A 15,905-nucleotide genomic window follows, 5' to 3' on the forward strand; every position below is an offset into this window, starting at 1 on the left:
GAGATCTAGATATGGCAACCACCCAAGTTACCGACGCGTCCTTTGAATCAGAGGTCCTGAAATCCGAAGGCCCCGTTGTGGTCGATTTCTGGGCTGAATGGTGCGGCCCTTGTAAAATGATTGCACCCGCCCTGGAAGAAATCTCTGAAGAGATGGACGGCACGGTGAAAATCACCAAGCTCAACATCGATGAAAACCAGGACATGGCTATGAAATACGGTGTCCGGTCGATCCCGATGCTGATCCTCTTCAAGGATGGTGAGCCGATGGCGACCCAGGTTGGCGCCGCGCCCAAAGGCAAATTGTCCGACTGGATCAAGAGCGCCATCTAATCAGATTATTCAGCGGCTGCCCGGCTGCGGACAATAGGAACGCATCCGGCGGACAGGCAACGGCTTGTCCGCCGATTTGCTTTGAAATCTCTGCTGCCGGTCGTATAAGCAACCGCAAAGAGTTTGAGCCGAACGGAACATTCATGAGTGACGAGAACAACACCCCGGAAGAACAGCCAACGGATGCAGCGCCCGGGGCCGACGCTGCGGCGGCAGGACCTGAAGCGGTTGAAGCAGCAGTCGATCCGATCGACGTTCTGAAAGCGGAAAACGCTGAATTTAAGGACCGCGCCTTGCGTGCGATGGCCGAGATGGAAAATCTGCGGCGGCGCACGGAAAAGGAAGTCAAGGACGCACGTCAATACGCAGTCTCTGGATTTGCGCGCGACATGCTCACGGTCTCTGACAACCTGCGCCGTGCGCTCGACGCCCTGCCGGACGAAGACCGCAAGAACGCGGATGCCGGTATTGCGGCCCTGATCGAGGGTGTTGAAATGATCGAGCGTGATTTGCTCAACCAGCTCGAAAAGAACGGTGTGCGGAAGCTGGAGCCCGAAGGACAGAAGTTTGACCCGAATTTCCACCAGGCAATGTTTGAGGTTCCGAACACCGAGGTGCCGAACAACACGGTCGTCCAGGTTGTTCAGGCGGGCTATGTGATTGGCGAACGCGTACTGCGCCCGGCCATGGTCGGCGTTTCCAAGGGCGGGCCGAAGGAGGCACCGGCGCCGCAGGCCCCGGAAAACGGTGACGCTGGCCAGACGGCCGACAAGAGCGCTTGACGCGCGCCTGTTTCGAATTTCTTCTTGAAAGCCGCTTCCGGCATATGACGGAAGCGGCTTTTTTGTTGGAGTAACCGATGCTGTTGCAGTTGCTGGATTATCTGGGCGTTGCCGTCTTCGCGGTGACCGGTGGTATCGTCGCCTCCCGAAAACAGCTGGATTTCATCGCACTTTTGTTTTTTGCAACAGTCACCGGCATCGGTGGTGGAACCTTGAGAGATCTGCTGCTGGGAGTCCCGGTTTTCTGGGTGGAAAACGAGACATATCTTTTGGTGTGCCTTATCGTTTCCGTGAGTGTCTGGGTGTTTGCGGATCGGATTGAACGGCTGGGCAAACCCTTGCGATGGGCGGACGCGGTCGGCATCTCGGCTTATTCGGTCATGGGCGCCGCAAAGGCAATGTCGGTGGGTGACACGACACTCGTTGCAATCCTGATGGGGGTTGCAACAGCCACATTCGGTGGGGTCATTCGCGACACGATCGCCCGAGAACCATCTGCCATCATCAAACCCGAAATCTACGTCAGCGCGGCTTTTGCCGGTGCCGGCAGCTTTGTGTGCCTGAGCCTTCTGGGCACGCCGCAAATTCTTGCAGCGCTTGTTGCCGCAACGATCGCACTCGTTCTGCGAGGCGGCGCAATCCTGCGGGGATGGACACTGCCGGGCTATGGGAACAAGGCTGGAAACTGAAGCGGCTTGGTTTCAGGCTTGGCGTGGCGTTGCGTGGTCGATGACGATAACGTGGTCCGGACAGACTGGTAAGGCGTGGAGGTCGCAATGGTTGAACACGGAGTATTCTACTGGAATGAACTGATGACCCGGGACACGGTAAAAGCCCGGGCGTTTTACGAAAATTGCCTCGGCTGGACATTTTCTGAGATGCCGATGGACGGCGGCGGAGTTTATGTCTTGGCAAGTCTCGGCGAAAATCCGGTCGCGGGCTTCTTTGCCATGGAAGGCTCCCATTTCGACGGTGTTCCCGAGCACTGGATGTCTTACATCGCTGTCGACAACGTCGACGAGCGTCTCGAACTTGCCGTTGCCCACGGCGGTGAGGTGATGCGACCACCGTTCGACGTGCCGGGCATCGGACGGATTGCTATATTAAAGGATGTCGGTGGAGCTGTGCAGGGATGGATGACACCGTCCGAAATGGCGACCTGATGCGCGCAAGAACCCGCATTCAAACAAACAAAGCCGGTTCCTTGCGGAACCGGCTTCTGTTTGGCCTAGTAGACCAGCCCCGATGTGGCTGACACGTAAAAAATCAGACCAATCGATATTGCTGGTAGGCTTGCCGAATAGGCAAGTGTCCTCAGCATGTCCTGCTCCTTTGCAAAACGATCACTTTGAACTGCTGCTCTCCCCGGCTTTTGTTGCCAGTCGGTAAAGAGGTGACAGTCCGGAATACTCCCCCTGCTGCAACCAAATGTGGTGTCACAGGGGGCAATATCCAGATCTCAGGTTCTCAAAAAAATGTGTGCGGCAAGTGTAAAATCCGTGAGCCCGGTTCTCTTGCTCGGATAGAAAAGGGTCCTCTGCCCGTAATACCGGCGACCGGCCTTGTTTCCCCGGGCAAGCTCCGACAGGTCGGCGGCCCATTCGAGCTCGGCTCGCGGCGGGTCTGACAAGTCTGACGTGAAGAGGCGCACGTCTTCCAGAAGCTCTGAGGAAAGACTTGCTGTTGTATCGAGAATGTCGACGTGACAACCGGCGGCGGGATCAAGATATGTCAGCGCGTGAAACGTGCCGGTGTTGATGTCCGGACCGGCAATACAGATCATGTCGGCACCTTCCTGAGCAGCATGGATTTCTGTCGTCTCGCCAAGATGCACATTGGAAAGTGCAGGTTGCGCTGCGGCCTTCTTCCGCACCTCCTTTGAGGTGCCAGCGAAAAGGACCGACGTCAGGTTACGCGCGGTGGCATAGGCGGCGAGCACCCTGGGAAGACGCGGATTGTTGCCGATCACCAGAAGCCGCGATGTGTCCTCACGCGCCAGATAAGACATCGCCAACGCATGCGTGCCCGCCATGCGCCATGTTCCCAGACGCATTCCGTCGATCAGGGCGATTGGCTGTGCGCCGGTTCCGGAGAAAAGAATATAGAGGTTCGACGAGACACCTCCGTTTTCGGGCAGGTCGAGCGCCAGACTGCAGCCGACATATCCGCGTTCCACGTCATTCTGGGCGGAAAAGTCTGTCCATGCCGGTTGCACGGCAAGATTGCCTGACAGGCCTTTCAGCCGGGTTATGTCGTAATCAGGGCACGTAGGAGCAACGGTGTTCGACCGGTAAGCGCGGCGGAGCGTTTCAAGAACGTCCCTGTCTTCCAGACAGGCATCAATCTCGTCGCTGGAGATAATCCGCATGCGCGATTTGCGCCTAGGCTGCCGAACGCTTGTCCGGTCCCGGCAGTCCCTTGGTGTTCGCGGCCGGTTGGGTTGCGCTGGTCATTTCACGCAGCTGATCGGCTTCTTTGTGCCACATGTCAGCTTCCCGGCGCTTCAGACGTGCTTCCTTGCGCCAGCGCCCCTGCTTGGCCCAGGCGCCCAGACCGCCAACGACAATGCCGACGGCGAGGCTCGCAAAGATCACCCAGAAAAGCGGGATATCGGTGATCGTCAACCGCGGATCCTGGGGATCGAATGGATTGAGGGAGAGATTGACCGTATGCCTGTTGGCGACGGAAAGAGGAACCAGAACCACCGCGATTGCGAATAGGATCACATTCTTGATGAAACGGGTCACTGCGCTCTCCCGGCGGTTTCAGGTCAAAATTCGATTTTGGACAGGCGAACGGGCGACCTCTTGTCAGTCGTCGCCGTGATCGACACCATCGTTCAGACGTATACGCATTTCTTTGCCGGTTTTGAAGAAGGGAACGTGTTTCTCATCCACTTCCACCTTCTGGCCGGTACGGGGATTGCGCCCGACACGTGCAGGCCGGTTCTTCACGGAAAATGCACCGAAACCGCGCAATTCAACCCGGTCCCCGCGCATCAGGGCCTCGGTAATCTCATCCAGGATCGCATTGACAATGTTCTCGACGTCTCGCTGGTAGAGATGCGGATTCTGTTCTGCGATATGCTGAACCAGCTCAGATTTGATCATGGAGAGCCCCCTCGCTTACGGTTTTTGTTCTGCCGCGTCAGAAGCCTGCCAAACGGATACGAGCCCGTCAAGCGTAAGGCCTCGAGGAATCAGCCCCTTAGCGTCATTTAGCGGGTTTATGACAGCTGATCCGATACCTTTTCCCAATTCCCGGGAAACACGGGACGAAAACGGCAGCTCTTCAAGGTTTTCGTTTGTCGTCCATGTGACGACCGGCAGGTCCTTGGCAACGCCCTTTTCCGTCTCCAGCCATGCAACGGCGGTATCCTCCCCCCCAATTGCATCTATGAGCTTGTTTTCCAGCGCGCTGTGCCCTGTCAGGATGCGCCCGTTGGCGAGTTCGCGTGCTGTTGCTGGTTCGAGCTGGCGCCGCTCGGCAACCAGTCCGACAAACCAGTTGTAGGAATCGTTCACGAGAGATTGCAGCATCGCGCGCGCCTGAGGCGTGGTCGCGGAATAAAAGTCCGGCTCAGCCTTGAGAGGTGCGCTTTTAACCGCTTCCATCTGAACACCAACCGTCTCCAGCAGCTTCTCAAGATTACCGAACTGGAACAGGACACCGATTGAACCGGTGATGGTGTTGTAGCGGGCGACGATGTGATCGGAGGCGAGAGCCACCATGTAGCCAGCCGAGGTTCCCACCGTACGGATTTCGGCGACGACCGGCTTTTTCTCGGCCAGTTCCCGCAAGGCCTGATAAAGCGCTTCGCCGCCCGTGGTGCTGCCGCCTGGTGAATTGATGGAGATGACGACGCCTTTGACCGCGTCCGCCTTGGCGATCTTCTCGATCATCTTGAGCGTCTTGCGGTTCTCGACAATCACTCCTTCGACGGGGATGCGCGCAATGTGGGCAGAGCGTTTGGAGAGCCCGGAGACACCGGACGCATAGGCCAGTCCGGCAATGAGAGCTGCCGCAATTACCAAAAACGTCGCTGCACGCCAGAAAGTCACTTTACGCCGCAATCTTCGTCTATCCACCAGCGCGTCAACGTCTACAGGCATGAACAGGTCGCTCCGATCAAGATCTTATGAAAACCAATAACCTACATAGGGTGAGTGTTGGGAAAATTGCAATCGCTTATCCGACTTTGGCATCAGATTGCGGCAGATTAGGGCAGGCAGCCGGAAAAAGTGGCGCCAACAGGTCCCAAACTCATTCTGAAATCGAGACCAGGAAAGCAACCCAGGCGTAACAGACAGCCAAGGAAACGACAGTGACCGGCAAGACGTAACGCGTGAACTGCCAGAACTGAAACGGCGTGACACCGTGTTTTTCGCTCTGCTGAACAATGATCACGTTGCTGGCCGCACTCAGGATGAAGAGATTTCCGGCGAGTGTCGAAATTCCGGACAGCAACATCAGTGTAGGTGTGTCGTGGCCCTCCAGCAGGTTCAGATAGATCTCCACGAGCGGAACGTTTGAGAACACCTGACTGCCGAAAAATGCGATGGAAGTGACCAGCAAAGGTTCTCCAAGCTGATCATGCCAGGGGCTGAGCCATTCCTGCAGCGCACCGGATTTCAGCACCGCCCCGGTCACGATGAACATCGCCACGAAGAATATCAGCGTATGCCAGTCGACCTCTTTGACCAGCTGAAGCCGGTTTGAGGAAAACAGAAAGAGGGGAACCGCCGCAATCAGGCTGAGTGCACCGAGCGGCAGATCGGGCAGCCAATCGCTTTCATGGGCAACGCTGTCCGTAATGACAAGAACGCACAAAAGCGCGGTGGCAAGCAAAGCTGGCCAGCGGCGGCTCGTCTGTTCGTCTGGCGCGACATGTTCCGGTGCGTCTCCCTTCGGCGTTTTCGAAAAACAATACCAGAACCAGAGGAGCGTAAAGGCCAGCGAGATCAGGCCTGGAACGGCGAGCCATTCCAGAAAAACCCCGACCGGATTGTTGAAATGCCCGTCTGCGACAATCAGCAGATTCTGAGGGTTCCCCACCGGTGAAAACATGCTGCCGACTGTAACCGAGACACAAAGAGCAATCAGCGGCAGGGCTGCCGAAATGCCCAGGCTGGCGGCAATCGCAATCGCAATGGGTGTCCCGATGGCTGCCGCGGCATCGTTCGTCAGCACTGCTGAAACGGCAGTCACAAACAAGATAAAGAACAACAGGATTTGCGGAATAGACCGGTTTTCGGCACAGATCCAGTTGCTTACCTTCAAAGAAATACCGGACGCGAAAAGGGCATGAGAGATGGCAAATACACCAAACAAATAGGCGATGACGTTCCAGTCGATTGCGTTTAAAGCTTCCGTAGGTGAAATATTTCCAGTAATCAGCAGAAATACGGCGCCTATTGTCATAATCATCCAGATTTTAAGCCAATCTGGCAGCCATTGTCTGATCGCAATCATGAAAAAAACAAATATAGATACAATTAGACTTAAAGGCATCTAATCAGTTCTCACGCAAATTCTGTTGAAAGACATTGTTATTCTATTTTAAGGCGCATTAAAATCCGAATTCCAGTTTCTGTTTGTGATACTTGTGAATCAAGTCGCAAACCCAAGGAACGCCGGGGCACAGGCCATGCAGTTGAACAAACCGTTGCTGGGCGTGAATTTCTTCGCCGGAGACGTTGTCGGTGGTATCGGCCCCTACCTCGCGATCTATCTGCTTTCGCTTCAGCACTGGTCGCCGGGTGCGATTGGCTTCGCGCTTGCGGCCGGAAGCATTGCGACCGTCGTCATGCAGTCTCCGGCCGGGGCTATCGTTGATACGGTAAAATGGAAGCGCACGTTGCTGATCATATGTGCGATCGCCATTGCCACCAGCACCATCGGTATTCTGGCGTTCAACGACGCTTACGCGGTGTACACGGCCCAGATCCTGATCGGGTCCGCATCAGCGTTTCTCGGGCCACTTATTGCCGCTGTGACCCTGGGACTGGTCGGGCACGCCTATTTCACCAGACAGACCAGTGCAAACCAGGCCTGGAACCACGCAGGCAACATGATCGCGGCGATGATCGCAGCCGTACTGGCGCTGACCTGGTCGGCTCTCGGCGTATTCTGGCTTGTGGCGGCGATGGCATGCGGCATGATTTTCTGCGCGCTGCTGATCAACAAGGATGCAATCGATCACGATCTTGCCCGCGGCGGTGTCGGCGAAGAAAACACCGGCGCAAAATCTCCGGAAGGAATCCTCAGTCTGTTTGAAGACCGGCGCTTGCTGGTCTTTGCCATCTGCATTTTCCTGTTTCACTCGGCCAATGCGTCCATGTTGCCGTTGGTCAGCCAGAAGCTGTCATCCAACAGTGATGCAGAGCACGGCGTCGCTTTTACGGCCGCCTGCGTGATTGCCGCGCAGCTTGTCATGATCGGCATGGCGATTTTCTGCGGCAAGAAGGCGGACGTGTGGGGCCGTAAACCACTGCTTCTGATCGCGTTTCTGGTCTTGCCGGTGCGCGGTATCCTGTTCAGCCAGTTCGACAATACCTACGCGCTTGTCGCGATCCAGGCGCTGGACGGTGTTGCAAACGGTATTTTTGCAATGGTCTTTCTGCTTGTGCTTGCCGACATCACGGCAGGGACAGGTCGCTTCAATTTCGCCCAGGGGGTTCTGGCAATGCTGATCGGGATAGGAGCGTCGCTCAGCAACATCGTTGCCGAGTATATTGTGCAGTTCACCAGCTATACCGTTGGGTTTTTAACCCTTGCTGCGACGGCGACGGTCGGCTTGATCATTTATGTCCTGTTCATGGAAGAAACGCTGGTTCGGGAGAAGCCGGACAGTCAGTCGGCTGCAGCCACAGAATAGTCGGGCCTTTCCAGACCGTGCAGCAAAAACCCGCCGAAAGGCGGGTTTTTAGGATCGTTTAGCGGCACACTAGTATGCCGGCTGTGGACCGGGTCAATTGATCCCGACCATCTGGATCTCAAATGTCAGGGCCTGACCTGCCAACGGGTGATTGGCGTCCAGTACGACCTCGTCATCGGAAAACTCAACGACGGTCACACTCATGACGCCACCGTTTTCCGTCTGCGCCTGAAGCTGCAATCCGATCTCAAGGGGAACACTGTCTGGAATATTCGCGCGCGGCACCGATTGTCTGGCCTCGAGATTGATCGGCCCGTAAGCGTTCTCCGCTTCAACACGAACGGTCTTTTCGTCGCCGACTTTCATGCCCGGGATTGCCTGGTCGAGACCCGGAATGATCTGGCCGGACCCGACGGTGAACTCAAGCGGTTCCCGTCCTTCGGACGAGTCGAAGACGGAGCCGTCATCCAGCGTTCCCTTGTAGTGAAGACGAACCGTGTCACCGGCCTTGGCTTCGGTCATTGTGCGTTTCGCAGTTCTGTTTTGAGTTGCATTTTGAGGCCGCGGCGGGATGCGGATGCTCGACATGAGGGGCACCGTAAAGCACGAAGCAAATTTGTAAAGCTTGCAAGATTTACGGTAGTCACAAGACTAAGACGGGGCAAATTCAGTCCGGTTGCCGGTTCCGTGGTCATGACAACAAACCCGGCCGCTTGGGACCGGGTTTGCCGGGGTCATCCATGCTTGGATCACCGCGCGGGAAGCGGGATCCATTCGGCGACAGAAACGTCCGCGTGCTGGAACTGGGGCATCTTTTCGCCGAGATCCTCCATGTTGCGCACGTCCTGTTCGTTGAGGAAGTCCTGCGTGATCAGGGTCGGCGGAACGATCACCTGCTTTCCGGGGTCTTCACCGGCCAGCATCAGGGCAAGCGTGCGAACGCTTACCTCGCCGACCACGGCCGGGTTGGTGGCAACGGTCGCCGCCCAGGCGGAGTCCGGCTCGCGCATGGCGGAAATGTCGGCCGTTGAAACGTCGGCGGAATAGATCTTGATGTCCTGGTTCAGTCCGGCCTCGTCAACCGCGATCTTGACGCCTTTTGCGAATTCGTCATACGGCGCGAACACGACATTGATGGTCGGGTTTGCCTGAAGCACCGAACGTGCCTGGTTGGCGACGGAATTGGCAATCGGATTGTCCAGCGTGCCGAACATGGCCGCTTCCTTGATGCCCGGATTGTCGCCTTTCACTTCCTTCCAGGCCTTGTCACGGCGGTCGAGCGGTGCAATGCCCGGAACGTAGACGTACCCGGCGGTGAAGGAGGTGCCGTTGTCCTTGATTGCCTGTTCGAGCGCCATTTTTCCAAGCAGATAATCCGATTGTTCCACCTGTGGGATGGCGTCATTCTCGACATTCACATCAAAAGCGACGACCTTGATGCCTGCATCAACTGCGCGCTGTGCGGCCGGTTTCATGGATTCGGTCAGGCCATGCTGGATCACGATGCCATCGACGCCAAGGGCAATCGCCTGATCCACCATGTCTGCCTGAAGCGCCGCGTCCTGGCGGCTGTCGAAGACACGCAGATCCACGCCAAGCGCCTCAGCCTGCTTTTCGACGCCCGACAGATAGGACTGGAAGAAGTCACCGGTCGACAGATAGCGCACGAGCGCGATCTTGACGTCCTCGGGCTTGTCGAAGGGCGCTGGCATGTCCGCTGCAAGTGCACCGCCGCCTCCAAGACCAATTCCGGCTGCAAGAGCCAGTTTCATGAATTCACGTCTGAACATATTGTTTCCTCCCAATATGAGCGGCGCCTTCAGGCGTCACGCTGTTCTTCTGCCTCCGCGCCGCGAAGACAGATAGAATGTGAAGACAAGTGCGGCGACCAGAACGGCCCCCTTTACAAAATCCTGCATGTAGTAGGGCGCATTCATCATGGTCAGGCCCTGAAGCAGGATCCCGACGAAGAGCGCACCCGCAGCCGTCCCGAAAGCATTCGGACGGGCCGCGCCGAGCACGGCAAAACCGATCAACGCCGCGGCAACACTGTCGAGCAGCAGATTGTTTCCGGACGCTATGTCGCCACGTCCAAGGCGGGCTGCCAGCAGGATCCCTCCGACCGAAGCGAGCATCCCGGAAATCATGTAAGCGACGACCTTGTAGCGATGCACATTGGTGCCAACGAGCTCCGCGGCCCGTTCGTTTGACCCGATTGCGTACATGAGCCGCCCGTGCCGCGTATAGCCGAGAAAGAGCCAGATCAGGACCGCGATCAATAGGAAGACCACGACCGGCACCGGCACGAGACGGTCGAGAAAGAGGTCAAACCGGTGGCGGCCGAGCCACAGGAATGCAGCGGAGAAAGTACCTTCCGCCACGGACCCGTCTTCCAGGCTCATCCCGGTTGCGATGGAGTTGCCCTGTGTCGGGATGCGCTGCAGGCCGATCAGGAGAAACATCATGCCAAGCGTGGCCAAAAGGTCCGGGACCCGCATCTTGACGATCAGCAATCCGTTCACAAGGCCGACCAATGCGCCCATCAGCAGACACAGCGCAACCGCAACGAATGCCGATTGTTCCAGTATTACCATGGTATAGGCCGACAGCATCAGTGCGGAGGTCGCAACCGAACCTATGGAGAGGTCAAAGCCTCCGACAACCAGGGTGCAGGTGACGCCAAGTGCCAGAATGCCGGTAATAGCGACGGACTGTAAAACGAAGACGGCTGATCGCGGGCTGGCAAATCCGCTTGCATAGAGTGAAAAGAACAAGGCAAGCCCGCCGAGCAGGACCAGGAAACCGTATTTAATTGCGAAATCGAGTGCGCTGCTGTTCATATTTTAAACTTCATCCTGCAAGAGCCAGTCGTTCACCGGGGCCGGACACGTCCGCGACCAGGCTGTTCAGGTCAACATTTTGATTGATGTATTCGCCCACAATCGCGGCTTCGTTCAGCACAACGATCCGGTCGGCGATTTCAAGCGCTTCGTCGATCTCCGCGACAAAGACGAGTGTTGTGCGGCCTTTTGCGGTTTGCTGAATGTAGCGGCCGATATCGCGCCGCGCGCCGATATCGACACCCTGAAACGGCTCGTCCAGCAGAAGCACGCGTGAGGCCTTCAGGAGCCAACGGCCGATCATTACCTTCTGCTGGTTGCCGCCCGACAGCGTATCGATGCCGTCTGCGTCGCTCTGGCAGACGACGCCTATTTTTTCGATCATCTCCCGGGCTGCGGTTCGCTGCTTTTTGTCGTTCAAAAAAGACAGGCTGCTGAAGGCGCCGAGAAACGGCACGGTCATGTTGTTGGCAATGTCGAAGTCCGGAACGACAGCATTGATGCTCCGGTCCTTCGGAGACATGAAAACGCCTTTTGAAACAGCGTCGCCCGAATCTGTGGGTCGATAGGACTTGCCATCCAGCTCAAGATGTCCGCCCGCAGGTTCGGCAAGACCGTAGATGACTTCGGCAAGGCGTGTCTTGCCGCTCCCGAGCAACCCGGTAAAGGCGACCACTTCGCCTTCCCGCGCTTCAAAATCTATGTCCCGGCTATCGGCGAACAGTCTGAGCTTGTCCAGGCGCAGCACGGTTTCGCCCCCTTGAACCGGGTCGATGTCGACCTCGGTCATCTGGTGGCCGAGCATGGCGTTGACGGCCCCGACATAATCAAGCGGTTCTGTTTCGAAGACGCCGGAAATAGCCCCGTCCCGCATCGAAATGATCCGGTCGGCGACCCGCCTGATATCGGACATGCGGTGCGAAATATAAAGGATTGCGACACCTTCCCCCCGCAACCGGTCGATCAGTTCGAACAAGCGTTCGGCTTCGGTGGCGGAGAGCGATGACGTCGGTTCGTCCAGGATAAGCAGCTTCGGCGATCGCGCCATGGCGCGAGCAATTGCGATCATCTGGCGGTCCGCGACGTCAAGGTCGGCGACCCGCATGCGCACATCCATCGTCAGGCCCATGCTCTCGGCAACTTTCCGGGCCTGATTGCGGAGCTTCCTGTCATTGACGAACAGGCCGACACCCGGCTCTGTCAGCCGGTCGAGCGTCAGGTTGGTCGCAACGTCGAGGTCCGGGATGACGCCATCGTCAATGGACTGGTGAACGGTCACGACACCCTTGGAGATCGCGTCTGCGGCATCGGCTGGCGAAAACGGTTTTCCACCAAGCTCTATCTCGCCCGCGTCGGCAAAGTGATAGCCGCACAGCACTTTGACGAGCGTTGACTTGCCGGCACCGTTGGCCCCCATCAACGCAGTGACTTCCCCGGACCGCAGATCCAGATCGATGCCCTTGAGAACGTGATTCTGCCCGAAGGACTTTTCCAGACCGCGGAGTTTGCAGGTGACGTTTTGCACCGTTCCTCCCAGATTTTTTGCGGGTTCCCCTCCCGCTTGCCACTGATACAACATGCAATATAGGCATTTGTCAACTCAGTTGACTTTTGAATAATCTTGATCATTATCTGGGCGGAACAGGGAGGAATGATCGCAGTCATGGAAACGCCGGAGCAGTATCGGCCATTGTCGCCGGAGACCCTCGCAGCGCGTCTGGCACCGGTCGAAGCCGTGGCAACGCGCGTCGGAAAAGACCCGGCTGGATGGACCGTGAGCGAGGTGGGTGACGGCAATCTGAACCTTGTCTTTATCGTCGAGGGTCCGGAGGGAACGGTGGTCGTCAAACAGGCACTGCCTTATGTGCGCCTTGTCGGCGACAGTTGGCCGTTGCCGCTCTATCGGGCCTTTTTTGAAAACCACGCCTTGCTGCGGCAGGAACAGAGAGATCCCGGCTCGGTACCCGCCATTTATCACTTCGATGAAGAGCAGGCGCTGATCGTGATGGAATACCTTGCTCCTCACAAGATCCTCCGCCGCAAGCTCATTGATGGGGAAAAGGTTGCGGGCCTTGGTGAGTTTCTCGGCAAGTTCTGTGCCCGCACAGCTTTCCGCGGATCGGAGCTGTCAATGAAGAGCTCCGACAAGAAACAGGATGTCAGTCTGTTTGCCGGCAACATTGAAATTCCGGCGATCACGGAGGCGCTGGTCTTTACTGATCCCTATCACGAAGCGGAAATGAATCATCACACCGATGGGCTCGAACCGGTGGTGTCTGCACTCAGATCTGATGCGCGTCTGAAGGCCAAGGTGCAGCGCCTCCTAATGAAATTTGCCTCTAACACGGAGACGATGGTGCACGGCGATCTGCATAGCGGATCGATCATGTCGACCGACACGCAGACCCGCGTCATCGATCCTGAGTTCGTCCAGTACGGACCGATGGGGTTCGACATCGGCATGCTGCTGGCAAACTTTCTGATGGCCTATTTCAGTCAGCCCGCGCATCGCGGTGCAGAGGAACTGACCGCGTATCAGGAATGGCTTCTGTCGGTCATCACCGAGACCGTCGTTGCGTTCGAGGAGGAGTTCAGGCTGCTTTGGCAAACCGAGCGGACCGGCATGCTCTATCCCGGGGCGCTGTTTGAAGACCAGGGTCATCACTCGGCTGATGCCTGCGCCGAATTGCTGGCCGAAATCATGACCGACGCGATCGGGTTCTGCGGGATAGAAATGCACCGCCGGACGTTATCGCTCGCCCACAATGCCGACTTCGAGGAGATCGAGGACAAGGCGATTAAGGCGAAATTGGAAGCGCGCAATCTGCACATGGGAGCGCAATTGATCCGGGAAGCGGACAATTTTGGCTCCATCAACGACCTGCTCGCCCTTGCGCGCCAGGTCAACACTGAGGACATCCTATGAAAGTCAACGGGACGCACTATCGCTCGCTCTGGTGGGATGAAGACAAGGGCGCGCTCCAGATAATCGATCAACGCTGGTTGCCCCATGAATTTCGTATTCAGCAGGTTGACACGCTAAAGGATTTTGCCGACGCGATCGTCGAGATGCGCGTGCGCGGAGCGCCGTTGATCGGCGCGACAGCCGCCTATGGCATGGCACTGGCGGCCAGGTTGGACCCGTCAGACGAGAACCTGCAAAAGGCCTGGGAGTATCTGGACAAGACCCGTCCGACCGCGATCAATCTGCGGTGGGCGCTCAATCTTTGCCGTGGGCATCTGATGCCGCTGGCAGTAGAAGACCGCGCGGAAGCTGCCCTGCGTCTTGCGCACGAAATTTCTGATGAAGACGTCGACATCAATTACAACATAGGCCAGCATGGGCTGGAGATCATTCGAAGGATCGCGGCGGGAAAATCGTCGGGCGAACCGGTCCGCATCCTGACGCATTGCAATGCCGGCTGGATTGCCACAGTGGATTGGGGAACCGCCACGAGCCCGATGTATCAGGCCCATGACAACGGCATCCCGATCCATGTCTGGGTCGATGAAACACGGCCGCGTAACCAGGGAGTACTCACTGCCTGGGAACTTGGTAGTCATGGAATTCCGCACACGTATGTTACCGACAATGCGGGCGGACATCTGATGCAGCATGGTCTCGTCGACATCGTCATTACGGGCACGGACCGGACCACACGCAGCGGAGACGTCTGTAACAAGATCGGAACCTATCTGAAGGCACTTGCCGCGCAAGCCAACAAGGTTCCGTTTTACGTTGCTTTGCCGTCGCCCACCATCGATTGGAGTGTGTCTGATGGTGTTGCTGAAATCCCGATTGAAGAACGGGCTGAGCAAGAGGTTACGCACATCCAGGGTCTGACTCCCGAAGGCACAATCGGCCGGGTTCAGGTCACTCCGAACGGCACGCCCGGCGGCAACCCGGCCTTCGACGTGACGCCGAACCATCTCGTCACCGGGCTGATAACCGAACGAGGTGTGTGCAAGGCGAGCGCTGAGGGGTTGGCCGAGCTCTTTCCTGATTTGGCCAGGCTTGCCAAAAGCGCATGAGTCCGGGTCCTTCCAGGTCGTTGCCGGCGGACGGCAGGAGCGGACCCCGCTCCATCGCCACGCGGGCGCGCACCCAGGAGGATGCCATCATTGAGGTGACCTGGTGCTACTATCATGATGGCATGAACCAGAATGATATTGCCGAGCGTCTCGGTATCTCGCGGGCAACGGTTGTCAACTATCTGGCGGAGGCGCGAAAGCGTGACTATGTGCGGATTTCGCTCGACACCGACGTCTTTCGAAATCAGGATCTTGCGCGCCGGATCGTCGACCGGTTTGGTCTTCGCGATGCGTTGGTCGTGCCATCCGCGCCCGGTAGCAATGAGCAGTCTCTTGATCGGGTAACGCGGGTCGTCGCCGACTGGCTGCCCAGTTTGCTGACGCCGGGTGACAGGCTGGGTGTGGCGTGGGGTGAAACAGTCTATCGTGTTGCCGAAGCCGCACCACGTGTCGCTGTCGAGGGCCTGACCGTGGTTCAGCTTGTCGGATCGCGCCCGGCTGCGCTGGGATTTGCAGCCGAGACCTGTTCCGCCACCCTTGCAAGACGCTACAGCGCCCATTGTGTCAATCTGCACGTCCCGCTGGTGTTGTCTGACAAGAACCTTGTCGAGCAGCTGAAACGGGAACCGGTTATCCAGGCGCAGCTGGAAGCTGTTGCGACTTGCAACAAAACGGTTTTCGCCTGTGGTACCTGCGGTGGCGACAGCCATGTGGTGCATACAGGCCTCCTTGACAAAGCCGATGTCGACGCTTGCGCGGAGGATGGTGCGATCGGGGTTATCTGTGGGCGTCTGATCGACCGGAACGGCAATGGCCTCAACCGGGACATCGAAGACCGGATGATTGCGGTCACGCTGGATCAGATGCGCAACAAGGATATGGGTCTGCTGGTTGGGTCCGGCCCGGATCGCGCGGCACCCATGCTTGCGGCCATTCGCGGTGGATATGCCACCCACGTCGCAACCTGTTCTGAAACCGCGGAGCAGCTTCTGGCGCTGGCAGAACAAGAGCACTGAGGGATTGCGGCCCTGTTCGAGGCCGC

17 protein-coding genes are annotated in these 15,905 nt (G+C 57.5%); 8 read left to right on the forward strand and 9 right to left on the reverse strand.

All coding sequences use genetic code 11. The features are described 5' to 3' along the window. Positions 1–11: 11 nt before the first annotated feature. The 4 genes from trxA (at position 12) to ABVF61_RS13340 (ending at position 2,277) form a co-directional block, all read left to right on the forward strand. Positions 12–332 carry a thioredoxin gene (gene trxA, locus ABVF61_RS13325; protein WP_353994039.1) on the forward strand — a complete coding sequence of 107 codons (321 nt, stop codon included), beginning with the start codon at positions 12–14 and terminating at the stop codon, positions 330–332. 143 nt (positions 333–475) lie between these two features. Further along, entirely contained in the window at positions 476–1,114 is a 639-nt protein-coding gene (gene grpE / locus ABVF61_RS13330) for a nucleotide exchange factor GrpE (protein ID WP_353994040.1), read from the forward strand. A gap of 77 nt (positions 1,115–1,191) precedes the next feature. After that, on the forward strand, positions 1,192–1,803 hold the full coding sequence (locus ABVF61_RS13335) for a trimeric intracellular cation channel family protein (RefSeq protein WP_353994041.1): 612 nt from the start codon (positions 1,192–1,194) through the stop codon (positions 1,801–1,803). 87 nt (positions 1,804–1,890) lie between these two features. After that, positions 1,891–2,277, forward strand: a complete 387-nt coding sequence (locus tag ABVF61_RS13340; RefSeq protein ID WP_353994042.1) for a VOC family protein — start codon at positions 1,891–1,893, stop codon at positions 2,275–2,277. A 296-nt stretch (positions 2,278–2,573) separates the two neighbouring features. On the opposite strand, the gene ABVF61_RS13345 is transcribed toward ABVF61_RS13340, so the two are convergent. The 5 genes from ABVF61_RS13345 to ABVF61_RS13365 form a co-directional block, all read right to left on the reverse strand. Next, positions 2,574–3,482: an ornithine cyclodeaminase gene (locus tag ABVF61_RS13345; RefSeq protein ID WP_353994043.1), complete on the reverse strand. Its 909-nt coding sequence runs from the start codon at positions 3,480–3,482 to the stop codon at positions 2,574–2,576. 13 nt (positions 3,483–3,495) lie between these two features. Then, positions 3,496–3,861 carry a LapA family protein gene (locus ABVF61_RS13350; protein WP_353994044.1) on the reverse strand — a complete coding sequence of 122 codons (366 nt, stop codon included), beginning with the start codon at positions 3,859–3,861 and terminating at the stop codon, positions 3,496–3,498. Positions 3,862–3,924: 63 nt separating this feature from the next. Next, complete coding sequence (ihfB, locus tag ABVF61_RS13355) at positions 3,925–4,224, reverse strand: integration host factor subunit beta (protein ID WP_299476276.1); 300 nt, start codon at positions 4,222–4,224, stop codon at positions 3,925–3,927. Positions 4,225–4,239: 15 nt separating this feature from the next. Continuing rightward, positions 4,240–5,226, reverse strand: a complete 987-nt coding sequence (sppA, locus tag ABVF61_RS13360; protein ID WP_353994045.1) for a signal peptide peptidase SppA — start codon at positions 5,224–5,226, stop codon at positions 4,240–4,242. Positions 5,227–5,377: 151 nt separating this feature from the next. Next, complete coding sequence (locus tag ABVF61_RS13365; RefSeq protein ID WP_353994046.1) at positions 5,378–6,625, reverse strand: ArsB/NhaD family transporter; 1,248 nt, start codon at positions 6,623–6,625, stop codon at positions 5,378–5,380. A gap of 136 nt (positions 6,626–6,761) precedes the next feature. Here ABVF61_RS13365 and ABVF61_RS13370 point away from each other — a divergent pair, with 136 nt between their 5' ends. Further along, the gene (locus tag ABVF61_RS13370) at positions 6,762–7,991 is read left to right on the forward strand and encodes an MFS transporter (RefSeq protein ID WP_353994047.1); all 1,230 of its coding nucleotides are present in this window, start codon (positions 6,762–6,764) and stop codon (positions 7,989–7,991) included. Between the two features lie 93 nt (positions 7,992–8,084). Here ABVF61_RS13370 and ABVF61_RS13375 read toward each other — a convergent pair whose 3' ends face one another. The 4 genes from ABVF61_RS13375 to ABVF61_RS13390 all read right to left on the reverse strand — a co-directional run bounded on the left by ABVF61_RS13375 (position 8,085) and on the right by ABVF61_RS13390 (position 12,356). Beyond that, on the reverse strand, positions 8,085–8,513 hold the full coding sequence (locus ABVF61_RS13375; RefSeq protein WP_353994048.1) for an FKBP-type peptidyl-prolyl cis-trans isomerase: 429 nt from the start codon (positions 8,511–8,513) through the stop codon (positions 8,085–8,087). A gap of 227 nt (positions 8,514–8,740) precedes the next feature. Further along, positions 8,741–9,763 (reverse strand): substrate-binding domain-containing protein, encoded by a 1,023-nt coding sequence (locus ABVF61_RS13380; RefSeq protein WP_353996423.1) that lies wholly within the window; start codon positions 9,761–9,763, stop codon positions 8,741–8,743. A 54-nt stretch (positions 9,764–9,817) separates the two neighbouring features. Continuing rightward, positions 9,818–10,831 carry an ABC transporter permease gene (locus ABVF61_RS13385; RefSeq protein WP_353994049.1) on the reverse strand — a complete coding sequence of 338 codons (1,014 nt, stop codon included), beginning with the start codon at positions 10,829–10,831 and terminating at the stop codon, positions 9,818–9,820. 10 nt (positions 10,832–10,841) lie between these two features. Continuing rightward, a complete protein-coding gene (locus ABVF61_RS13390; protein ID WP_353994050.1) occupies positions 10,842–12,356 on the reverse strand; it encodes a sugar ABC transporter ATP-binding protein in 1,515 nt (504 codons plus the stop codon). Positions 12,357–12,482: 126 nt separating this feature from the next. Between ABVF61_RS13390 and mtnK the strand changes: the two genes are divergently transcribed. The 3 genes from mtnK to ABVF61_RS13405 are packed head-to-tail and all read left to right on the forward strand — an operon-like array spanning position 12,483 to position 15,879. Continuing rightward, positions 12,483–13,757 carry an S-methyl-5-thioribose kinase gene (mtnK, locus tag ABVF61_RS13395; RefSeq protein WP_353994051.1) on the forward strand — a complete coding sequence of 425 codons (1,275 nt, stop codon included), beginning with the start codon at positions 12,483–12,485 and terminating at the stop codon, positions 13,755–13,757. Continuing rightward, a complete protein-coding gene (mtnA, locus tag ABVF61_RS13400) occupies positions 13,754–14,863 on the forward strand; it encodes an S-methyl-5-thioribose-1-phosphate isomerase (RefSeq protein WP_353994052.1) in 1,110 nt (369 codons plus the stop codon). Before mtnK ends, mtnA begins: the two co-directional genes overlap by 4 nt. Next, positions 14,860–15,879 (forward strand): sugar-binding transcriptional regulator, encoded by a 1,020-nt coding sequence (locus ABVF61_RS13405; protein WP_353994053.1) that lies wholly within the window; start codon positions 14,860–14,862, stop codon positions 15,877–15,879. The genes mtnA and ABVF61_RS13405 overlap by 4 nt, the downstream gene beginning before the upstream one ends. Positions 15,880–15,905: the final 26 nt, after the last annotated feature.

Origin of the sequence: Roseibium sp. HPY-6, assembly GCF_040530035.1 — a bacterium.
Taxonomy (GTDB): Bacteria; Pseudomonadota; Alphaproteobacteria; order Rhizobiales; family Stappiaceae; genus Roseibium.

What these genes read in the sequence shown, in the direction of transcription:
- trxA (WP_353994039.1), top strand. Translation starts at nt 12, where the DNA reads ATGGCAACCACCCAAGTTACCGACGCGTCCTTTGAATCAGAGGTCCTG.
- grpE (WP_353994040.1), top strand. Translation starts at nt 476, where the DNA reads ATGAGTGACGAGAACAACACCCCGGAAGAACAGCCAACGGATGCAGCG.
- ABVF61_RS13335 (WP_353994041.1), top strand. Translation starts at nt 1,192, where the DNA reads ATGCTGTTGCAGTTGCTGGATTATCTGGGCGTTGCCGTCTTCGCGGTG.
- ABVF61_RS13340 (WP_353994042.1), top strand. Translation starts at nt 1,891, where the DNA reads ATGGTTGAACACGGAGTATTCTACTGGAATGAACTGATGACCCGGGAC.
- ABVF61_RS13345 (WP_353994043.1), bottom strand. Translation starts at nt 3,482, where the DNA reads ATGCGGATTATCTCCAGCGACGAGATTGATGCCTGTCTGGAAGACAGG.
- ihfB (WP_299476276.1), bottom strand. Translation starts at nt 4,224, where the DNA reads ATGATCAAATCTGAGCTGGTTCAGCATATCGCAGAACAGAATCCGCAT.
- sppA (WP_353994045.1), bottom strand. Translation starts at nt 5,226, where the DNA reads ATGCCTGTAGACGTTGACGCGCTGGTGGATAGACGAAGATTGCGGCGT.
- ABVF61_RS13365 (WP_353994046.1), bottom strand. Translation starts at nt 6,625, where the DNA reads ATGCCTTTAAGTCTAATTGTATCTATATTTGTTTTTTTCATGATTGCG.
- ABVF61_RS13370 (WP_353994047.1), top strand. Translation starts at nt 6,762, where the DNA reads ATGCAGTTGAACAAACCGTTGCTGGGCGTGAATTTCTTCGCCGGAGAC.
- ABVF61_RS13375 (WP_353994048.1), bottom strand. Translation starts at nt 8,513, where the DNA reads ATGACCGAAGCCAAGGCCGGTGACACGGTTCGTCTTCACTACAAGGGA.
- ABVF61_RS13380 (WP_353996423.1), bottom strand. Translation starts at nt 9,763, where the DNA reads ATGAAACTGGCTCTTGCAGCCGGAATTGGTCTTGGAGGCGGCGGTGCA.
- ABVF61_RS13385 (WP_353994049.1), bottom strand. Translation starts at nt 10,831, where the DNA reads ATGAACAGCAGCGCACTCGATTTCGCAATTAAATACGGTTTCCTGGTC.
- mtnK (WP_353994051.1), top strand. Translation starts at nt 12,483, where the DNA reads ATGATCGCAGTCATGGAAACGCCGGAGCAGTATCGGCCATTGTCGCCG.
- mtnA (WP_353994052.1), top strand. Translation starts at nt 13,754, where the DNA reads ATGAAAGTCAACGGGACGCACTATCGCTCGCTCTGGTGGGATGAAGAC.
- ABVF61_RS13405 (WP_353994053.1), top strand. Translation starts at nt 14,860, where the DNA reads ATGAGTCCGGGTCCTTCCAGGTCGTTGCCGGCGGACGGCAGGAGCGGA.